13 protein-coding genes are annotated in these 20,116 nt (G+C 70.1%); 10 read left to right on the top strand and 3 right to left on the bottom strand.

The genetic code is table 11. The annotated features are described in order from the left end of the window. The first annotated feature begins 173 nt into the window (after positions 1–173). From lldP to ABTV91_RS01080, 5 genes are all read left to right on the top strand, one after another. Complete coding sequence (gene lldP, locus ABTV91_RS01100; RefSeq protein WP_433852808.1) at positions 174–1,829, top strand: L-lactate permease; 1,656 nt, start codon at positions 174–176, stop codon at positions 1,827–1,829. Next, positions 1,814–2,611, top strand: coding sequence for a transcriptional regulator LldR (gene lldR, locus ABTV91_RS01095; RefSeq protein ID WP_433852807.1), 798 nt, complete (start codon positions 1,814–1,816; stop codon positions 2,609–2,611). The genes lldP and lldR overlap by 16 nt, the downstream gene beginning before the upstream one ends. Next, positions 2,608–3,750 carry an FMN-dependent L-lactate dehydrogenase LldD gene (lldD, locus tag ABTV91_RS01090; RefSeq protein WP_433852806.1) on the top strand — a complete coding sequence of 381 codons (1,143 nt, stop codon included), beginning with the start codon at positions 2,608–2,610 and terminating at the stop codon, positions 3,748–3,750. The genes lldR and lldD overlap by 4 nt, the downstream gene beginning before the upstream one ends. Before the next feature lie 130 nt (positions 3,751–3,880). Beyond that, complete coding sequence (dld, locus tag ABTV91_RS01085; RefSeq protein WP_433852805.1) at positions 3,881–5,596, top strand: D-lactate dehydrogenase; 1,716 nt, start codon at positions 3,881–3,883, stop codon at positions 5,594–5,596. Positions 5,597–5,732: 136 nt separating this feature from the next. Next, positions 5,733–8,207 (top strand): putative bifunctional diguanylate cyclase/phosphodiesterase, encoded by a 2,475-nt coding sequence (locus tag ABTV91_RS01080; protein ID WP_433852804.1) that lies wholly within the window; start codon positions 5,733–5,735, stop codon positions 8,205–8,207. Positions 8,208–8,289: 82 nt separating this feature from the next. Here ABTV91_RS01080 and ABTV91_RS01075 read toward each other — a convergent pair whose 3' ends face one another. After that, a complete protein-coding gene (locus ABTV91_RS01075) occupies positions 8,290–9,258 on the bottom strand; it encodes a LysR family transcriptional regulator (RefSeq protein ID WP_433852803.1) in 969 nt (322 codons plus the stop codon). A 108-nt stretch (positions 9,259–9,366) separates the two neighbouring features. Here ABTV91_RS01075 and aceB point away from each other — a divergent pair, with 108 nt between their 5' ends. The 4 genes from aceB to ABTV91_RS01055 all read left to right on the top strand — a co-directional run bounded on the left by aceB (position 9,367) and on the right by ABTV91_RS01055 (position 16,276). Next, the gene (gene aceB / locus ABTV91_RS01070; RefSeq protein ID WP_433852802.1) at positions 9,367–11,004 is read left to right on the top strand and encodes a malate synthase A; all 1,638 of its coding nucleotides are present in this window, start codon (positions 9,367–9,369) and stop codon (positions 11,002–11,004) included. Positions 11,005–11,141: 137 nt separating this feature from the next. Beyond that, a complete protein-coding gene (aceA, locus tag ABTV91_RS01065) occupies positions 11,142–12,473 on the top strand; it encodes an isocitrate lyase (protein WP_433852801.1) in 1,332 nt (443 codons plus the stop codon). Between the two features lie 181 nt (positions 12,474–12,654). Beyond that, positions 12,655–13,701, top strand: coding sequence for a diguanylate cyclase domain-containing protein (locus ABTV91_RS01060; protein ID WP_433852800.1), 1,047 nt, complete (start codon positions 12,655–12,657; stop codon positions 13,699–13,701). Position 13,702: 1 nt separating this feature from the next. Continuing rightward, on the top strand, positions 13,703–16,276 hold the full coding sequence (locus ABTV91_RS01055) for a putative peptide modification system cyclase (RefSeq protein ID WP_433852799.1): 2,574 nt from the start codon (positions 13,703–13,705) through the stop codon (positions 16,274–16,276). Here the strand turns inward: ABTV91_RS01055 and ABTV91_RS01050 are convergent. After that, on the bottom strand, positions 16,217–16,522 hold the full coding sequence (locus tag ABTV91_RS01050; RefSeq protein ID WP_433852798.1) for an NHLP-related RiPP peptide: 306 nt from the start codon (positions 16,520–16,522) through the stop codon (positions 16,217–16,219). The genes ABTV91_RS01055 and ABTV91_RS01050 overlap by 60 nt on opposite strands. Positions 16,523–16,773: 251 nt before the next feature. On the opposite strand from ABTV91_RS01050, the gene ABTV91_RS01045 reads away from it, so the two are divergent. Then, the gene (locus ABTV91_RS01045; protein WP_433852797.1) at positions 16,774–17,958 is read left to right on the top strand and encodes a putative peptide maturation dehydrogenase; all 1,185 of its coding nucleotides are present in this window, start codon (positions 16,774–16,776) and stop codon (positions 17,956–17,958) included. Between the two features lie 28 nt (positions 17,959–17,986). Here the strand turns inward: ABTV91_RS01045 and ABTV91_RS01040 are convergent, their stop codons facing one another. Beyond that, positions 17,987–19,960 carry an acetyl/propionyl/methylcrotonyl-CoA carboxylase subunit alpha gene (locus tag ABTV91_RS01040; RefSeq protein WP_433852796.1) on the bottom strand — a complete coding sequence of 658 codons (1,974 nt, stop codon included), beginning with the start codon at positions 19,958–19,960 and terminating at the stop codon, positions 17,987–17,989. Between the last annotated feature and the right edge of the window lie 156 nt (positions 19,961–20,116).

Genomic DNA, 20,116 nt, shown 5'->3' with positions numbered 1-20,116 from the left:
TTCAAATTGGTCTGTCCAATATCGCGTAAAGCGCTGTGTTCTAATGCGCTTTCCGCGGGCTGCCTGATTGCATCCGCATCCGCTGGGCCGGTCGCCGCTTTATTGGTAATACCAGTGCGGCGTCGTGGCGCACCTGCCGCGTGCAGGCGCTGTCCGTCCAATGGGGAACCGACATGCAGCCCTGGCAACAACTGTACGACCCGGCCGGCAATATCTGGCTGTCCAGCCTGATCGCGCTGCTGCCCATCGCCTTCTTCTTCGTCGCGCTGGCCGTGCTGCGCATGAAGGGCTGGCTGGCCGGCACGCTCACCGTCGCCATCGCCCTGGGCGTGGCACTGCTGTTCTACCGCATGCCGCCGCTGCAGGCGCTGGGCGCGGCGCTGTACGGCTTCGTCTACGGCCTGTGGCCGATCGCCTGGATCATTCTCGGCGCGGTGTTCCTGTACAAGATCTCGGTGCGGACCGGCCAGTTCGACATCATCCGCGTCTCGATCCTGTCGGTGACCGAGGACCAGCGCCTGCAGATGCTGATGGTCGGCTTCGCCTTCGGCGCGTTCCTGGAAGGCGCGGCCGGTTTCGGCGCGCCGGTGGCGATCACCGCCGCGCTGCTGGTCGGGCTGGGCTTCAAGCCGCTGTACGCGGCGGGCCTGTGCCTGATCGCCAACACCGCGCCGGTGGCGTTCGGCGCGATGGGCATCCCGATCATCGTCGCCGGCCAGGTCACCGGGCTGGACGCGTTCGAGATCGGGCAGATGGCCGGCCGCCAGCTGCCGTTCCTGACCCTGGTCGTGCTGTTCTGGATCATGGCGATCATGGACGGCTGGCGCGGCATCCGCGAGACCTGGCCGGCGGTGCTGGTGGCCGGCGGTTCGTTCGCGCTCGCCCAGTACCTCACCTCCAACTTCATCGGCCCGGAGCTGCCGGACATCACCGCCTCGCTGGCTTCGCTGGTGTGCCTGACCCTGTTCCTGCGCCGCTGGAAACCGCTGCGCATCTTCCGCTTCGAGAACGGCGCTTCCGCCGCCGCCATGCCGGCGGCGGAAGCGCCGCGCTACGGCGTCGGCCAGATCGTCCGCGCGTGGTCGCCGTTCCTGATCCTCACCGCGCTGGTCACGCTGTGGAGCATCAAGCCGTTCAAGGCGCTGTTCACCGCCGGCGGCCCGCTGCAGCACTGGGTGCTGAAACTGCCGGTGCCGGGCCTGGACAGCCTGGTGCGCAAGATGCCGCCGATCGTCGATGCGCCGACCGCCTACGAGGCCGTGTACAAGCTCGACTGGTTCTCGGCCACCGGCACCTCGATCCTGCTGGCGGCGCTGGTCGCGATCCTGGTACTGCGCATGCCGGCGCGGGCCGCGCTGTCCACCTTCGGCGAGACCGTGCGCGAACTGAAGACGCCGATCTACTCTATCGGCATGGTGCTGGCGTTCGCCTTCATCGCCAACTACTCCGGGCTGTCGGCGACGCTGGCGCTGGCCCTGGCGCATACCGGCGACGCCTTCACCTTCTTCTCGCCGTTCCTGGGCTGGCTGGGTGTGTTCCTGACCGGCTCGGACACCTCGTCCAATGCGCTGTTCTCGGCGCTGCAGGCCACCACCGCGCAGCAGATCGGCGTGTCCGACGTGCTGCTGGTGGCGGCCAACACCACCGGCGGCGTGACCGGCAAGATGATCTCGCCGCAGTCCATCGCCATCGCCTGCGCGGCGGTGGGGCTGGCGGGCAGGGAGGCCGACCTGTTCCGGTTCACCGTCCGGCACAGCCTGGCGTTCACGGTGATGGTCGGGCTGATCACCAGCGCGCAGGCCTGGTGGCTGACGTGGATGATTCCGTGAACGCGCCGCGCCGCGAAACCCAGCGGGTATCGGACCGCGTGGCCGCGCAGCTGCGTGCGCTGGTGGAAGAGCGGCAGCTGCAGGCCGGCGACCGCCTGCCGGCCGAACGCACGCTGGCGGTGCAACTGGGTGTGTCGCGCACCGCGCTGCGCGAGGCGATCGCCCAGCTCAGCAGCCATGGCCTGCTGAGCGCGCGCGTCGGCGGCGGCACCTATGTGGCCGAACCGGCGGCGCGCGCGCGGCAGGCCATCGACGAACCGCTGGCGCCCTACCTGCCGCTGTTCCAGGGCGATCCGGAATACCGCTTCGACGTGCTGGAAATCCGCCACGCGCTGGAAGGCGCCGCGGCCTGGCATGCCGCGCTGCGCGCCACGGCCGAGGACCGCGAGCGCATCGCGCGCGCCTTCGCCACCATGATGGATGCGCACGGCAAGGACGATCCCGCCGGCGAAGCCAGCGCCGACGCCGATTTCCACCTGTCCATCGCCGAGGCCTCGCACAACCTGGTGCTGCTGCAGGTGATGCGTGGCCTGTTCGACCTGCTGCAGACCAATATCTCGCAGAGCCGCGAACGGCTGTATACCTCGCCGCGCACGTTCTCGCCGCTGTCCGACCAGCACCGCGAAATGATGGACGCGGTGCTGGCCGGCGACCCCGCACGCGCGCGCGCCGCCGCGCTGGCCCATCTGGAGTTCGTGCACACCACGCTGCGCACGCTCGACGAAAACGAGGCCCGTCGTGCGCGCGCCTCGCGCCTGCCTTCCTCCACGGTCGACCCATGATCATCTCCGCCTCCACCGACTACCGCGCGGCCGCGCAGCGGCGCCTGCCGCCGTTCCTGTTCCACTACATCGACGGCGGCGCGTATGCCGAGCACACGCTCCGGCGCAACGTGTCCGATCTGGCCGACATCGCCCTGCGCCAGCGCGTGCTGCGCGACATGGCCGACCTGAGCCTGGATACCGAGCTGTTCGGCGAGAAACTGGCCATGCCGGTGGCGCTGGCCCCGGTGGGCCTGACCGGCATGTACGCGCGCCGTGGCGAGGTGCAGGCCGCGCGCGCGGCCGACAGCCGCGGCATCCCTTTCACCCTGTCCACGGTGTCGGTGTGCCCGATCGAGGAAGTGGCGCCGGCGATCCGGCGGCCGATGTGGTTCCAGCTGTACGTGCTGCGCGACCGCGGCTTCATGCGCAACGCGCTGGAGCGCGCGCAGGCGGCGGGCGTCACCACCCTGGTGTTCACCGTGGACATGCCGGTGCCGGGCGCGCGCTACCGCGACGCGCATTCGGGCATGAGCGGACCCAACGCGGCGCTGCGCCGTTACCTGCAGGCGGTGACGCATCCGCGCTGGGCGCTCGATGTGGGCCTGCATGGCCGCCCGCACGACCTGGGCAACATCTCCGCCTACCGTGGCCACCCGACCGGACTGGCCGACTACATCGGCTGGCTGGGCAGCAACTTCGATCCGTCGATCTCGTGGAAGGACCTGGAATGGATCCGCGAGTTCTGGAAGGGGCCGATGCTGATCAAGGGCATCCTCGACCCGGACGACGCGCGCGATGCGGTGAAGTTCGGCGCCGACGGCATCGTCGTCTCCAACCACGGCGGCCGCCAGCTCGACGGCGTGCTGTCCACCGCGCGGGCGCTGCCGGCGATCGCCGACGCGGTGCAGGGCGAGCTGAAGATCCTCGCCGATTCGGGCATCCGCAGCGGGCTGGACGTGGTGCGCATGCTCGCGCTCGGCGCCGACACGGTGCTGCTCGGCCGCGCCTTCGTCTATGCGCTGGCCGCGCAGGGCGAGGCGGGCGTCGCCAACCTGCTCGACTTGGTCGCGAAGGAAATGCGCGTGGCGATGACCCTGACCGGCGCGCGCCGCATCGCCGACATCGGCCGCGATGCGCTGGTACGGCTGCCGGCGTGAACCCCGGTCGACCGTGCAGGAGCGGCTTCAGCCGCGATGAGGCTTTACCGGTAAAGCCCCTTCGCGGCTGATGGCCCGAGGCCACCCAGAGCCGCTCCTACGAAAAGCCAAGGCTTCACCAGGAACTCCCATGTCCACGCAACGCTCCCACCACATGCTGCTGACCACCCTGCGCCAGGCCGTCGGCCGTCGCCACGTGCTGACCGGCGACAAGGCCACGCGCCGCTTCCGCAGGGGCTACCGCTTCGGCGAGGGCCCGGTGCTGGCGGTGGTGCGGCCGGGCACGCTGCTGGAACTGTGGCGCGTGCTGGAGGCGGCGGTGCAGGGCGGTGCGGCGATCATCCTGCAGGCCGCCAACACCGGCCTGACCGGCGGCTCCACGCCCGACGGCGACGACTACGGCCGCCCCGTCGTGCTGGTCAGCACGCTGCGCCTGGCCGGCATCCAGCTGCTGGACGGCGGCCGCCAGGTCGTCTGCCTGCCCGGCGCCACGCTCGACCGCCTGGAACAGACGCTGGCGCCGCTCGGCCGCGAGCCGCATTCGGTGATCGGCTCCTCGTGCATCGGCGCCTCGGTGCTGGGCGGCATCTGCAACAATTCCGGCGGCGCGCTGGTGCGGCGCGGGCCGGCGTATACCGAACTGGCGCTGTTCGCGCAGGTCGATGCCGGCGGCCGGCTGCAGCTGGTCAACCATCTCGGCATCGCGCTGGGCGATGGCCCGGAAGAAATCCTGCAGCGCCTGCAGGCCGGCGACTACACGCCAGCTGATATCGGCAGCAGCGATGGCCGCGCCGCGTCCGATCCGCATTACACCGCGCAGGTGCGGGAGGTGGATGCGCCTACGCCGGCGCGCTTCAACGCCGATCCGGCGCGGCACTACGAAGCCTCCGGCTCGGCCGGCAAGCTGGCGGTGTTCGCGGTGCGCCTGGACACCTTTGAAAGGGAAGCGGCCGAGGTCTTCTACATCGGCAGCAACCGCACCGACAGCCTCACCGCGATCCGCCGCCAGCTGCTCACCGGCTTCGAGCGCCTGCCGATCTCCGGCGAATACATCCATCGCGACGCCTACGACATCGGCGAGCGCTACGGCAAGGACGTGTTCCTGCTGATCGACAGGCTCGGCACCGCGCGCGTGCCGGCCGCGTTCGCGTGGAAGAGCCGCGTCGACGGCTGGTGCGAGCGGCTGGGCCTGCGCGGCGCGACCGACCGCGCGCTGCAGGCGCTGGTCGGCCTGCTGCCCGCGCACCTGCCGCCGCGCATGGGCCAGTTCCGCCAGCGCTACGCGCACCACCTGCTGCTGAAGGTCTCCGCGCAGGACGCGGCGGCAACCGAAGCCTGGCTGCAGGGATTCTTCGCCGGCCACGAAGGCGGCTTCTTCCGCTGCACGGCGGAGGAGGGGCGCAAGGCCTTCCTGCACCGCTTCGCCATCGCCAGCGCGGCGGTGCGCTACCGCGAGGCGCACCGCGACACGGTGGAGGACATCGTCGCGCTGGACATCGCGCTGCGCCGCGACGACCGCGACTGGTTCGAGCAGTTGCCCGCCGACCTCGACGCACGCCTGCTGCACAAGCTGTATTACGGCCACTTCCTGTGCCATGTGTTCCACCAGGACTACATCGCGCGCAAGGGCGAGGACCCGCTGGCGATCGAGCACGCGATGTGGGCGCTGCTGGACGCGCGCGGCGCCGAATACCCGGCCGAGCACAATGTCGGCCACCTGTATCCGGCCAAGCCGGCGCTGGCCGATTTCTATCGGCGCCTGGACCCGAGCAACACCTTCAACCCGGGCATCGGCAAGACCAGCCGGCAGCCGGGCTGGACCGGTTGCGACTGCGCGCAACGCTGATGCGGCCGATGGCGCGACGACCGTGCGTGCCGCGATGGGGTGGCTTTCGGGCCATCCCGTTGTCGCGCACAGGGCTTATGCTCGGGCAGGACCCCGCCCGATTGCAGGATGCACCGTGCTCCCAGGTTGTCGTTCCGTGCCCCTGTCGCCGCCCGCCCTGGCAACCCGGTTGAAGGCCGTGGCCTGGCGCTGGCTCGCCGGCCTGTGGCTGGCCGGCGCGTGCGCGACGGCGTGCGCGGGCGACGCGGTGGCCGTGGCGCCGTCCCACCCGCCGCGGGTGCTGGTGCTGCTGTCCTACCACCCCGGCTTCGGCTGGGAGGACCGCATCCTTTCCGGTCTGACCGAATGGGGCGGGGCGACCAGCGACAGGCCGGTGTTCCATGTCGAGTGGATGGACGCCAAGCGTTACCCCGACGCCGGGCAGCGCGAACGCCTGACCCGCTACATGACCGGCAAGTACGCCGGCCAGCGCTTCGACCTGATCGCCACCGTGGACGACGATGCGCTGGCCTTCGTCGTGGCGCAGGCCGGGCTGTTCGGCGATACCCCGGTGGTGTTCAGCGGCATCAACGCCGCGCCGGAGCGCATCGTCGGCACGCGCGCGAACGTCACCGGCATCCTCGAGCGCTTCGACCTCACCCGCACGCTCGACACCGCGCTGGTGCTGCACCCGCGCACCCGGCGCCTGCTGTTCATCACCCCCGACAGCGACAACGGCGCCGCGATGCGGGACACCATCGACGCGGCGCTGGCGCGCCTGCCCGGCCACCCCGCCGCCGAGCACTGGCCGACGCCGCGGCTGGACCAGCTGGCGCCGCGCCTGCCGCGCGTGCCCGAAGGCACGCTGGTCTTCACCCTGGGCAGCATCCCGGTGCGCGACGGCGAACTGCCGCTGGAACCGGAGCTTGTGCCGGCCTACGTGCGCGCCCGCACCGCGCTGCCGGTGTACAGCGACCTGGACATGGCGGTGGGCCACGGCGCGGTCGGCGGCTACCTCAACAGCGGCCTGGAAACGGGCCGCCTGCAGGCGGCGATGGCGCGCCGCATCCTGGCCGGCGAGCCGGCCTCGGCGATTCCGCTGGTGCATGAAACGCCGCTGGCGCTGCTGTTCGACGTCGCCGAGCTGCGCCGCCTGGGCGTGGACGCGCGGCGCCTGCCCGATGGCAGCACCCTGGTCAACGCGCCGCCGTCGATCTTCGCCCGCGAGTACCGCACGCAGCTGTTCTTCATCGTGGTGGTCGTGCTGCTGCTGGTGCTGGTGGTGGCGGTGCTGATGGTGCGCGGGTTCATGCAGGCCGCGCGCCAGCGCGCGCTGCACCACCAGGCCACGCACGACGAACTGACCGGCCTGCACAACCGCAGCGGCCTCGCCGGACTCCTGCACGCGCTGCCGCAGCCCGGCGGCGACGGCGAGCAGGTGGCGCTGGTGATGCTCGGCCTCAACCGCTTCAAGCTGGTCAACGACACCCACGGCCACGCGTTCGGCGACCGCGTGCTCGTGGCCGTGGCCGAGCGCCTGCGGCAGCGCTGCGGGGCACAGCAAGCGCTGGTGCGTTTCAGCGGCGACGCCTTCGTCGTCATGGCGCGGGTGCAGGGCGAGGACGACCTGGCGCGGCTGCGCGGGCTGTGCGACGCGCTGTTCCAGGAGCCTTTCGTGATCAACGGCCGGCGCATCCCGATCACCGCCGCGTTCGGCATGAGCACCGCGCCGCTGCAGGGCCTGGCCGCCGAACGCCTGCTGCGCGAGGCCGACGCGGCGATGTACGAGGCCAAGCGCAACCGCAGTACGGCGGTGGTCGCTTTCGACAGCGCCATCCACGAGCGCGCCGCGCGCCAGTTCCAGATCGAGGCCAGCCTGCCGGAGGCGATCGCGCGCGGCGAGATCGAGGTCTACTACCAGCCCATCCACGACGTGCGCCGCGACTGCATCGCCGGCTTCGAGGCGCTGGCGCGCTGGCGGCACCCGGACCTGGGCTGGATCCCGCCGCCGGAGTTCGTGCAGGCCGCGGTCGAAACCGGCCACGTCGGCGCGCTGACCCAGCGCATCCTGCGCAGCGCCTGCGAGGCGTTCCTGCCGCACCTGGACGCGCCCTGCGAGCCCTACCTGGCGGTGAACGTCTCGGTCAGCGACATCTACGCCAGCGACTTCCCCGCGCAGCTGGCGCAGACCCTGTCCGAGGCCGGCATGCCGCCGCGGCGGCTGGTGCTGGAAGTGACCGAGGACATGCTGCTCGGCGACCAGCAGCATGTCGCCGCCGCGCTGGAACAGCTGCACCGCCAGGGCGTGCGCATCGCCATCGACGATTTCGGCACCGGCTATTCGTCGATGGGTTACCTGTCGCACTACCAGGTCAACCTGATCAAGATCGACCAGTCCTTCGTGCGCCGTATTCTCGACAGCGCCCCGGACCGCAAGATCGTGCGCGCCATCGTGTCCATGGCCGGCGACCTGGAACTGGGGGTGGTGGTCGAAGGCGTGGAAACCGCCGAGCAGATCGAACTGCTGCGCGGCCTGGGCTGCGAACTGCTGCAGGGCTACGCCTTCAGCCGGCCGCGCCCGGCGGCGGAATGGGCGGCCGGCGCGCAGGCCGGTTGCGGCATGCTTCCGTAGGTGCGGGGCTTGCCCCGCACGGGCTTCACCGGGACGGCTTCGTGCGGGGCAAGCCCCGCACCTAGGTCCTCCCTTGGAGGCTTCAGCGCTCCGAATGCCCCGTATCGTCGTACTGGCGCGGCGCGAACAGGTCGGGGCGGATCAGCTCGATGAAGGCGCGCGCCTGCGGCGACAGCACCTTGCCGCGGCGCACCGTCACCCCGTAGCTGCGCTTGGGGAAGTAGCGCGCCATCGGACGGATCGCCAGCCGCTCGCGGTCGGCGTCGTTGAGGCACAGCGCGGTGACGATGGAGATGCCCATGCCCATCGCCACGTACTGCTTGATCACCTCCCAGCCGCCGACTTCCAGCGCCACCGTGTAGGGCACGCGGTGGCGCTGGAACACCAGGTCCACCAGCCGCCAGGTGATCTGCCGCTTCGGCGGCAGGATCAGCGGCCAGGCCGAGAGGTCTTCCAGGGTGAGTTCGCGCCTGCCGGCCAGCGGGTGCCCGCGCGGGGCGATCAGCACCTGCTCGAAGTCGTAGACCGGCGCGTAGCTCAGGTCGCCCGGCACATCCAGCATCGAGCCGACGGCGAGGTCGGCCGCGTCGCTGCGCAGCAGTTCGGTGCCGTCGGCGCTGATCGCGTCCTGCAGCACCAGGCGCACGTCGGGATGGCGCCGGCGGAAGTCCTCGACGATCTTCGGCAACAGGTACAGGATCGTCGACGAATTGGCGGCGACGGTCAGTTCGCCCGCGTCCAGCCCGCGGACCTTGTCGCGGAAACCGGCCTCCAGTCCGTCCAGACTCTCCACCAGCGGCTGCGCCATCTCGTACAGCAGCTGGCCCTCGCGGCTGGGCACCAGGCGCCGGCCGCTGCGTTCGAACAGCACCACGCCCAGCTCCCGTTCCAGCGCCTGCAGCTGCAGGCTCACCGCCGGCTGGCTGACGAACAGCGCCTCCGAGGCACGCGAAACCGAGCCCAGGCGGACCGTCTGGCAGAACGCGCGCAGCGGCTTGAGCCGGTCGGACTTGTAGGAAAAACGAGGACTTGCGGGCTTTTTTCCGGTCATCGGATCTGATTATTAGCACAACTTATGTGGGGTATTGCAAAAACTGTTTTGATAAATAAGTGACCCCGGCGGCACGGTGGACTCCCCCGACACCTGCAGGGTTCCGCCATGTCCGCCGTCGCCGCCGCCATTCCGTCCGCCCCCGCCCGCCCGACCCCGGGCATCACCGTGACCGCCCGCCACGCCGGCCAGCCGGCGCTGCTGCCGGCCGGCGCGCTGGCGCTGCTGGTGTCGCTGCACCGGGCGGTGGAGCCCGAACGGCAGGCGCGGCTGGCGGCCCGGCGCCAGCGCCAGGCCTTCTTCGACCAGGGCGGCCTGCCGGACTTCCGCGCCGATACGGCGCACATCCGCGCCGGCGACTGGACGGTCGCGCCGATCCCGGCCGCGTTGCAGGACCGGCGCGTGGAAATCACCGGCCCGACCGACCCGAAGATGGTGATTAACGCGCTGAACTCCGGCGCCCGGGTGTTCATGGCCGACTTCGAGGATTCGACCTCGCCGACCTGGCGCAACCTGCTGGCCGGCCAGCAGGCGCTGATCGGCGCGGTGCGTGGCGACCTCGAGTACACGGCGCCGGCGGCGGGTGGCCGGCCCGGCAAGCACTACGCGCTGCGTCCGTTCGAGGAGCAGGCGGTGCTGATCGTGCGCCCGCGCGGCTGGCACCTGGACGAGAAGCACGTGCTGGTCGACGGCCAGCCGATCGCCGGCGGCCTGTTCGATGCGGCCGTGTTCGCCTTCCACAACGCCCGCGCGTTGATGCGCCGCGACCGCGGCCCGTACTTCTACCTGCCCAAGCTGCAGTCGATGGAGGAGGCGGCGCTGTGGGAAACCGCGCTGTCGCACATCGAGGGCATGCTCGGCCTGCCGCACGGGCAGATCAAGGTCACGGTGCTGATCGAAACGCTGCCGGCGGTGTTCGAGATGGACGAGATCCTGCACGCGCTGCGCGGGCGCATCGTCGGCCTGAACTGCGGGCGCTGGGATTACATCTTTTCCTACCTGAAGACCTTCCGCCGGCACGCCGGCAAGGTGCTGCCCGAGCGCGGCCAGGTGACCATGACCCAGCCGTTCCTGAAGGCGTATTCGGATCTGCTGATCCAGACCTGCCACCGCCGCGGCGCGCATGCGATGGGCGGCATGGCCGCGCAGATCCCGATCAACCACGACGCGGCCGCCAACGAGCAGGCGATGGCGCGGGTGCGCGCGGACAAACTGCGCGAAGTCAGCGCCGGCCACGACGGCACCTGGGTGGCGCACCCGGCGCTGATCCCAGTGGCGCGCGCGATCTTCGACGAACACATGCCCGGGCCGAACCAGCACCACGTGCTGCGCCGCGACGTGCAGGTCGGCCGCGACGAACTGGTCGCGCCGTGCACCGGCACCATCACCCGCGCCGGCTTCGAGAACAGCGTGGAAGTGTGCGTGCGCTACATGGCCGCCTGGCTGGACGGCAACGGCTGCGTGCCCATCCACAACCTGATGGAGGACGCGGCCACCGCCGAGATCAGCCGCAGCCAGATCTGGCAGTGGCTGCATGCCGGCAACCAGCACCTGGACGACGGCACCGCCATCGACCCTGCGCTGCTGGACAGCACGCTGCGCGCGCTGCCGGCCCGGCTCGGCGACACCGCCGCGCTGCCCGGCGGCAGCCGCATCGCCGAAGCCATCGACCTGCTCGACCAACTCAGCCGCGCCGACGAACTGGCCGAGTTCCTGACCCTGCCGGCGTACCGGCAGATCGACTGACGTTTCCTTCTTTCCTGTCCTTCCTCGTACCTGTCTTCCCTCGTAGGAGCGGCTTCAGCCGCGAAGAAGCTTTCCCGGCAAAGCCCGATCGCGACTGAAGTCGCTCCTACAGGTCACGTTCCCCCAAGGAGTTCCACATGAGCACCCATCAGCAACAGATCGACGCCCTGCAGCACGACTGGGACAGCAATCCGCGCTGGACCGGCATCAAGCGCCCCTACGGCGCCGCCGACGTGGTGCGCCTGCGCGGCACCGTGCAGCCGGAACACACCCTGGCCCGGCGCGGCGCCGAACGCCTGTGGAAACTGGTCAACGGCGAAGCCAGGAAGGGCTACGTCAACGCCTTCGGCGCGATCAGCGCCGGCCAGGCGATGCAGCAGGCCAAGGCCGGGCTGGAAGCGGTGTACCTGTCCGGCTGGCAGGTGGCCGCCGACGGCAACACCTCCGAGACCATGTACCCGGACCAGTCGCTGTACGCCTACGACTCGGTGCCGACCATGGTCCGCCGCATCAACAACACCTTCCAGCGCGCCGACGAGATCCAGTGGAAGAACATCGTCGACGGCAAGCTCAAGGCCGAGGACGCCATCGATTTCTTCCTGCCCATCGTGGCCGACGGCGAGGCCGGCTTCGGCGGCGTGCTCAACGCCTACGAGCTGATGAAGAACATGATCACCGCCGGCGCCGCCGCGGTGCATTTCGAGGACCAGCTGGCGGCGGTGAAGAAGTGCGGCCACATGGGCGGCAAGGTGCTGGTGCCGACCCAGGAGGCGATCCAGAAACTGGTGGCCGCGCGCCTGGCCGCCGACGTGCTGGGCGTGCCGACCGTGGTGCTGGCCCGCACCGACGCCGAGGCCGCCAACCTGCTGACCAGCGACTTCGACCCCAACGACGCGCCCTTCGTCACCGGCGAGCGCACCGCCGAGGGCTTCTACCGGGTGCGCAACGGGCTGGAACAGTCGATCAGCCGCGGCGTGGCCTACGCGCCCTACGCCGACCTGGTGTGGTGCGAGACCGGCACCCCGGACCTGGGCTTCGCCCGCGAGTTCGCCCAGGCCGTGCACGCGGCCAGCCCCGGCAAGCTGCTGTCCTACAACTGCTCGCCCTCGTTCAACTGGAAGAAGAACCTGGACGACCGCACCATCGCCCGCTTCCAGGACGAGCTGGCGGCGCTGGGCTACAAGTACCAGTTCATCACCCTGGCCGGCATCCACATCAACTGGTTCAACACCTTCAGGTTCGCCCGCGACTACGCCCGCGGCGAGGGCATGCGCCACTACGTGGAGCAGGTGCAGGAGCCGGAATTCGCCGCGCGCGGGCAGGGCTATACCTTCGTCTCCCACCAGCAGGAAGTGGGCGCCGGCTATTTCGACGACGTGACCACGGTGATCCAGGGCGGCGCGTCCAGCGTCACCGCGCTGACCGGGTCCACCGAGGAGGCGCAGTTCCAGCCCGGCAAGGCCGCCTGAGCGCCCTTTCTCAATACGCTTTCCACCCCGCGGGTATGGTGCAAGGGCGGCCGCGACGGCCGCCCGTTCCGCGGCTCGGCTGAATGGGTGCGTGCGGGGACTGCGACGTCCCGCACGCTTTGCGCCGGTGCTATCCTTCCGCGCTGGCCCCAGGGGACGACGGGGCGGTGGGGCTGAGGGAATGACCAGCGACAGTGCTGCAATCATGGCCGAAGAGCGCGAACTGGGCGTCGCCCGCATGGCGATGGCCGAAATCGTGCATCCCGTCCTGTCGCCCGACGAATTCGCGCTGTTCTCGCGGTTCGGGCGGCAGCGCCAGGTGGCGGCCGGCGACGTCCTGTTCCGCCGCGGCGATTCGGGCGATGCCATGTTCGTCATCGTCAGCGGCATCGTCGATCTCGATTTCGGCGAGGACCTGGTGGTCAAGTACCTCGGCCCGGGCGAATTCTTCGGCGAACTGGGCCTGCTGATCGGCGACCACCGCCGCGGCGCCGACGCCCGCGCCTCGACGGAACTGAGCCTGCTCGAACTGGCCCACCCCGATTTCCAGAAGCTCGTCGACCACGACCCGGGCCGGGTCGCCTACTTCCTGCGCCGCACGATCATGCGCGTGGTGTCCAACGAACAGATGCTGATCCGGCAGCTGCGCCGTCGCAACCACGACCTGGAAGCGGCGCTGGACAACCTCTACACCACCACCCACCAGCTCAACCACACCGAAGAGCTGGTGCGTACCGACGAACTGACCGGCCTGCACAACCGCCGCGGCCTGACCCTCTACCTGCAGGAATGCCGGCAGCCCGCGCGGAACCCGCCGCAGGGCCTGCTGCTGATCGACTGCGACCGCTTCAAGAGCGTCAACGACGAGCACGGCCACCTGGTGGGCGACCGGGTGCTGCAGGCAGTGGCCAACATCCTGCGTTCGGTGGTGCAGCCCGGCGGGCTGGCCTGTCGCCTGGGCGGCGACGAATTCTGCCTGCTGGTGCAGGACGCCGACGCCGAAGCGCTGGAACACGTGGCCGGCTTCATCCTGCACGCGGTGCACGGCCTGCTGGAACGCTCGCAGCCGGTGCCGCGCGTCTGCCCGGTGAGCATCGGCGCCTGCCTGCTCGACTCCGCGCGCGACTGGAACGACTGGTACGCCCATGCCGACAGCGCCCTGTACGAGGCCAAGCGACGCGGCGGCAACCGGCTGCAATGGCCGGTGGACTGGCTGGGCGCGGGCTGACATGCAGCACGAGCCCGCCGCGCACGACAGGGAAGGAACGGCGGGCGCCCCGGCCCCGCGCGTGCACACGCTGCTGCTGACCGACCTGTGCGATTCGGTCGCGCTGGTGGAACGGCTCGGCGACACCGCGGCGGCGGAACTGTTCCAGGAACACGACCGGCTGGTGCTGCGCCTCCAGCAGCACTGGAAGGGGCGGATGATCGACCGCTCCGACGGCCTGCTGCTGCTGTTCGAACGGCCGGTCAACGGGCTGGGGTTCGCGCTGGACTACCGGCAGGGCCTGGAGGAACTGGCGCGCTCGCGCGGCATCGAACTGCAGGCGCGGACCGGCATGCATGTCGGCGAGGTGCTGACCTGGCACAACAGCGCCGAGGCCGTGCAGGCCGGCGCCAAGCCGATGGAAGTGGAAGGCCTGGCCAAGCCGCTGGCCGCGCGCCTGATGACCCTGGCGCGGCCGGGGCAGATCCTGCTCTCGGCCGTGGCCGAATCGCTGGTGCGCCGCTCGGCGCGCGAGCTGGGCGGGCGCAGCGAGCACCTGCTGTGGAAATCGCACGGACGCTGGCACTTCAAGGGCGTGCCGACCACGCAGGAGGTATTCGAGGTCGGCGAACCGGGCTTCGCGCCGCTGCGCATGCCGCGCAGCACGCCCAAGGCCTGGCGCGACCTGCCGTTGTGGCGGCGCCCGATGGCGCTGGTGGCCGAAGCGGCGCTGCTGGCGGCGCTGGGCGTGGGGGCATGGTTCATCGCGCGCCCGGAGCCGGCTATCGCGTTCACCGAGCGCGACTGGGTGGTGATGGGCGACCTGCGCAACCTGACCGGCAATGCCGTGCTGGACGATTCGATGGCGCAGGCGTTCCGCATCAGCCTCGAGCAGTCGCGCTACATCAACGTGCTCAGCGACATGACCATCAGCGACACCCTGGCGCGGATGAGGAAAGAACGCGGCACGCGCATAGACCGGGCCATCGGCAGCGAGATCGCGATCCGCGATGGCGCGCGGGCCGTCGTCCTGCCCACGCTGGCCGAAGTCGGCGGGCGGTTGAGGGTGACGGTGGAGGTGGTCGATCCGCAGACCCAGGCGACCGTCTATGTGCTGAGCAGGGATGTCAGGCAGATGGACGGACTGCTGGCGTCCATCGACAGCATCGCCGGTTCCGTGCGCGACCACCTTGGCGAATCCTCCGACACGATCCGGACGTTGTCGCAGCCGCTGCCCGAAGTCACCACGGACAGTCTCGATGCATTGAAGCTGTATGCCTCGGGCCTAAAGGCCTACAACCAGCGCCGGATGGAAGACGCGCGCGTGTTGTACCAGAAGGCGGTGGACATCGACCCGCAGTTCGCGCTGGCGCTGCTCGGCATCACCCGCACCTACATGTCGCAAGGCAATGCGGAGAAGGCCGAGCCCTATCTGCGCAGGGCCTTGGCGCTGCGTGGCCACCTGCCGATGCGCGACCGGCTTTACATGGAAGCCCTGGCGGCGGAGTTCGAGCCGCAGCCGATGCGCAATGCGCCGGCGAAATGGCGCCTGCTGGGCGAGGTGTATCCGGACTACGCCGCCGCCCACCAGAACTACGCCTGGGACGAATTCACCAGCGGCAACCTAGACGCGGCGTTGGTGGCGGTCACCGCGGCGACCGCATCGAAAGAGCCGCTGCGTTATATCTCCTGGGAATTGAAGGGCAGGATCCAGCTGGCACAGGAAAAGTACGACGCAGCGATCGCCAGCTTCGAACGGATGGAACGGATTTCCGGGGCGCCGCCAAACCGGCACCATGCGTCCGCCCTGGCCGCGCAGGGCCGGCTGCCTGACGCCTTGCGCGTGCTGGAGGAGAGCGCGGCACGTGAGCCGTCCAATGCGTTGATCCATGTGCAATGGGTGGCGGCGCTGCTGGCGGCCGAGCGGGCCGCGGATGCGGTGCAGGTTGCGGATGCGGGGATCGCCAAGGCGGCGGACGACAGCAATGGGACGCGCCTGTCCCAGCAGTTGGGCGCCCTGGTGGCCCGTTACCGCACCGGCGTGCACCCCGCAGCCGGACCTGCGGATCTGCTCGGGCAGGCTATCCGCATGGCCGAATCCGCAAGTGCCGGCGAACTGGACGACCTGGCGGGCAATGCGCTCGCGGCCGCTCGCCTGCAGCAGCGCTACGCGGGGCGTGCGCTGGATGCTGCGGACGAACAACGCCTGTCGAGGCTGGTGCAGCGCTCGGGCGATCCGGGGAACGAGGCCTTGCATGCGGTCGTTGCCGCCGACCAGTGGCGTCTGCGGGGCGACCCGCAACGAGCTGTGCGGCAGCTGCGGGCGGCCGGCAAAGCCACTGGCCTGACCCAGTGGCACGTCGCAATGCGCGATGGACTGCAGGCCGCCGGCGACGTGCAGGGCAGCCAACGGGAGCAGGACTGGATTTCCGGCCATCCCGGCGCCGCCTGGGGTAACCGGATGGCCGGCGAGGCGTGCCTGGTGATGAACGTGGTGGAGACGCTCGCGGCGGCTGCCGCGAGCGTGGGTACCGCCTCAATCGTTGAAGGCGAAAACGACGGTGTGCGGCTGCCCGCAGGTCAGGCTCTGCATTAGGCGTTCGCGCGCGGCGCGCAGCGCTTCCTTGCTGGCCAGCGTGGTGGTCACGCGCAGGCAGCTTTCGCCGCACAGCGCCTGTGCGGCCTGCTCGGGCGACAGCCCCAGCTGGATCAACGCCTGTTCCGGATCACGCGCGAACAACTCGCGGAAGGCGTCGTCCTCGGACAACAGGTCGAGCAGGCGCGTCGCCATTTCCTGGCTCAACGGCGGGTGTGCGGCATTGCCGTGGTGATGGTGGCTCATGGGGTCCCCTGTGGTGTGCGGCCTCCGCCTGATGCGAAGGGTCCGCCGCGAGCATACAGGCCAAACCTGTCGGATTTGAGGGGCCCGCTGCCGCTGGCAGAATGCTCCGGTACCGTGGCGACGGCCGGCCGTTGCCCGGGCGGGGATTCGCATGCCGGCTGCGTGATGGCGCCGACCGATGATCGGTGCCCTGCACCCGTCGAGCCGCATGGAGTTCCGGCATCCTGCAGAACCAGTCGTGAGGAAACAGCGTGCGAGTACGTCGATGCGGTGCATTGGTCATCGAGCCGTGTGAAGTCCCGTCCCTTGATATCGGCGATCTGCTGGCGGGGGGCGACGGGCTACGCACCCGGTTCGAGATCCGGGTATGGGCGGCGCATCTGGACGAACATCGGCGAGTAAGCCCCGAGCAGGCGCAGTGGCTGCTCCATTGCAGCGCCGAATGCTGGCAGGACATGCCCACGGATGCGGATTCGAGGGCGCTGGCGCTCTCGTTGCTGGAACTGGACCTGCTGGTGGCCGAGGGCGTGCCGGATGGGGCATCGGATCCAGTCCCGGCGCAGCGTTCCGTGTCGCAGGACGACCATTGGTGGCCGCTGGCGGCGATCCACCATCGTCATTCGCGCTGGCAGGGCGTGGACAGCGTGACGGACATGGAGCGGAATCATCTGGTCACGGCCCACGATCTTCGCCGGAGGCTTGGCTCCCCACCGCCCGCCGTGCCGGAACATCCGTCGGTGGACCCGCAGATCGGTCTGCCGGAGGTCCCCATGAGCGAACTGGAGTCACTGGGGCGCAGGCGCGTGACCTGCCGCAATTTCGATGCGGGGCGTTCGGTTTCCATGGCGCAGCTGGCGGCCGTCCTGCAACAGACGTTCCGCGCGCACGGGCAGCTCGAGCCCGCGCCGGACCTGGTGTTCCTGAAGAAGAACGTGCCCTCCGCCGGTGGCCTGCATCCCGTGGAGGCCTGCCTGCTCGTGCAGCGCGTGGAGGGCCTGGCCCCGGGCCTCTATCGCTATCACCCGCTCCGGCATGCGCTGGCGACGTTGGTTCCGCACGAAGCCTTCGATGCGGACATGGCGGGGCGGTTCCTGGCGGGCCAGCACTGGTTCGCCGACGCGGCGGTACTGGTGATTTTCGTCTGCCGCTTCGAACGCAGCCTCTGGAAGTACCGCAACCATCGCAAGGTCTACCGCGCGATGATGCTCGATGCCGGCCACCTGTCGCAGGCGCTGTACATGGCGGCGACCGAATGCGGGCTGGGCGCCTTCGTGACCTCGGCGATCAATGAAATCGACATCGAGAAAGTGCTCGCGCTCGATCCGCTGAAGGAAGGACCGCTGGCCATCTGCGGCATGGGCTGGCGCGCGCAGGAAAGAACGACCGCCGAGCTGGATCCACTTGAGAGCGTCTGGCCCGCACCGAGCGGCGCCTGAGGGGCACCGCACCGGCGGGCACGGTGGATCAGCCCGCCTCGAAATCCACCAGCACGGCGCCATCGCCGACCTGGTCGCCGCTGCGCACGCGGTAGCCGTTGACCACGCCGTCGGCCGGCGCCTGCAGGGTGTGCTCCATCTTCATCGCCTCCATCACCAGCAGTGGCGTGCCGCGCGCGACCTGGCTGCCGGGTTCGACCAGCAGCGCGATGACGCGGCCGGGCATCGGCGCCAGCAGGCTGCCGCCGTGGTCGCCTGGATTGTCCGCATCGGCGACCGGGTCGTGCACCGTGTAGCGGCGCTGATCGGTGTCGCCGAAGACGTACAGCGCATTGCCGTCGTGCAGCATGTCGCCGCGGAGCAGGCGGTCGCCGGCCTGCAGAGCGTAGCTGCCCACGTCCACGTGGCCGTCGATCCGCAACGGTTCGGCTTCACCGTCCCGGACCAGCCAGCCTTCGGCGTCGCGGTGTACCTGCAGTGTGCGTTGCTGCTGCAGGTGTTCCAGCGTGATCGAACGCGCGGCGGGGCCGGTCAGGCGCCAGCTGTCGGCGATGGACCAGGGCGACGCATCGGCCGGCGTGGAGGTGCCTGCCCCGATGGCGAGCACCGCGGCCACGGCCCAGTCGGCGGCACCCGCGGCGTGGTGGCCGATGTCCAGCGCGTCGCGCTCGCGCTCGATCAGGGCGGTGTCCAGATCGGCATGGCGGAAGGACGCGGTCGCCACCAGCCGGTGCAGGAAGGCGGCATTGGTGGTGACGCCGGCCACCTGGCAGCGCGCCAGCGCGCGCTGCATGCGCAGCAGGGCGCGGTCGCGGTCCTCGTCCCAGACGATCAGCTTGGCGATCATCGGGTCGTAATACGGCGTGATCGCATCGCCCTGCTCGACGCCGGCATCCACGCGCACATGGGCATCGGGCGACGGCAGGCGCAGATGGCGCAGGGTGCCGATCGAGGGCAGGAAGCCGCGGTCGGCATCCTCGGCGTACAAGCGCGCCTCGATGGCATGGCCGTGGATGCGCAGTTCGTCCTGCGTCTTCGGCAGCGGCTGGCCGGCGGCGACGCGCAGCTGCCACTCCACCAGGTCGGTGCCGGTGATCATCTCGGTGACCGGGTGTTCGACCTGCAGGCGGGTGTTCATTTCCATGAACCAGAATTCGCCCGAGGGCGCGGCGATGAACTCCACCGTACCGGCGCCGACATAGCCGACCGCGCGTGCGGCATCGGTCGCCGCCTTGCCCATCGCCGCGCGCCGCTCGGGTGTCATGCCCGGCGCGGGCGCTTCCTCCAGCACCTTCTGGTGGCGGCGCTGCACCGAGCAGTCGCGTTCGAACAGGTGGACCACGTTGCCGTCGCTGTCGCCGAACACCTGGATCTCGATGTGGCGCGGCCGCTCGATGTATTTCTCCACCAGCACGTGCGCATTGCCGAACGCCGACTGCGCCTCGCGCTGGCAGCTTGCCAGGGCCGCTTCGAAATCCGCGCTGGCCTCGACCCTGCGCATGCCCTTGCCGCCGCCGCCGGCGCTGGCCTTGATCAGCACCGGATAGCCGATGGCGTCGGCCTGCGCGCGCAGGAACGCCGGCTCCTGGCGCTCGCCGTGGTAGCCGGGCGTCAACGGCACGCCGGCCTGCTGCATCAGCGCCTTGGCCGCGCTCTTGTCGCCCATCGCGTCGATGGCGCTGGCCGGCGGGCCGATGAAGACGATGCCGGCCTCGGCGCAGGCGCGCGCGAACCCGGCGTTCTCGGACAGGAAGCCGTAGCCGGGATGGATCGCCTGCGCGCCGGTGCGGCGCGCGGCGTCGAGAATGGCCTCGCCGCGCAGGTAGCTTTCCGCCGCCGGCGCAGGGCCGATGTGGATCGCCTCGTCGGCCAGGCGGACGTGCCGGGCGTCGCGGTCGGCGTCCGAATACACGGCCACCGTGGCGACGCCCAGGCGGCGGCAGGTGGCGATGACGCGGCAGGCGATTTCGCCGCGATTGGCGATCAGGATCTTGTCGAACATGGCGGTGTCCATGACGTGCTGCGCGACGGCAGCTTGAAGGATTGAAAAGCTTTCGCTCCCCTGTCGGGGAGCGAGCTACTTTTCTTTGCTCGTGCAAAGAAAAGGTAGCCAAAAGAAAGCACGCCCTGCCTTCGCGCCCGATGCGCCGCGCGCATC

Origin of the sequence: Stenotrophomonas nitritireducens (assembly GCF_050984405.1) — a bacterium.
Classification (GTDB): domain Bacteria; phylum Pseudomonadota; class Gammaproteobacteria; order Xanthomonadales; family Xanthomonadaceae; genus Stenotrophomonas; species Stenotrophomonas nitritireducens_B.
This window is presented reverse-complemented; position numbering and strand designations above follow the sequence as displayed.

What these genes read in the sequence shown, in the direction of transcription:
- lldP (WP_433852808.1), top strand. Translation starts at nt 174, where the DNA reads ATGCAGCCCTGGCAACAACTGTACGACCCGGCCGGCAATATCTGGCTG.
- lldD (WP_433852806.1), top strand. Translation starts at nt 2,608, where the DNA reads ATGATCATCTCCGCCTCCACCGACTACCGCGCGGCCGCGCAGCGGCGC.
- dld (WP_433852805.1), top strand. Translation starts at nt 3,881, where the DNA reads ATGTCCACGCAACGCTCCCACCACATGCTGCTGACCACCCTGCGCCAG.
- ABTV91_RS01075 (WP_433852803.1), bottom strand. Translation starts at nt 9,258, where the DNA reads ATGACCGGAAAAAAGCCCGCAAGTCCTCGTTTTTCCTACAAGTCCGAC.
- aceB (WP_433852802.1), top strand. Translation starts at nt 9,367, where the DNA reads ATGTCCGCCGTCGCCGCCGCCATTCCGTCCGCCCCCGCCCGCCCGACC.
- aceA (WP_433852801.1), top strand. Translation starts at nt 11,142, where the DNA reads ATGAGCACCCATCAGCAACAGATCGACGCCCTGCAGCACGACTGGGAC.
- ABTV91_RS01060 (WP_433852800.1), top strand. Translation starts at nt 12,655, where the DNA reads ATGACCAGCGACAGTGCTGCAATCATGGCCGAAGAGCGCGAACTGGGC.
- ABTV91_RS01055 (WP_433852799.1), top strand. Translation starts at nt 13,703, where the DNA reads ATGCAGCACGAGCCCGCCGCGCACGACAGGGAAGGAACGGCGGGCGCC.
- ABTV91_RS01050 (WP_433852798.1), bottom strand. Translation starts at nt 16,522, where the DNA reads ATGAGCCACCATCACCACGGCAATGCCGCACACCCGCCGTTGAGCCAG.
- ABTV91_RS01040 (WP_433852796.1), bottom strand. Translation starts at nt 19,960, where the DNA reads ATGTTCGACAAGATCCTGATCGCCAATCGCGGCGAAATCGCCTGCCGC.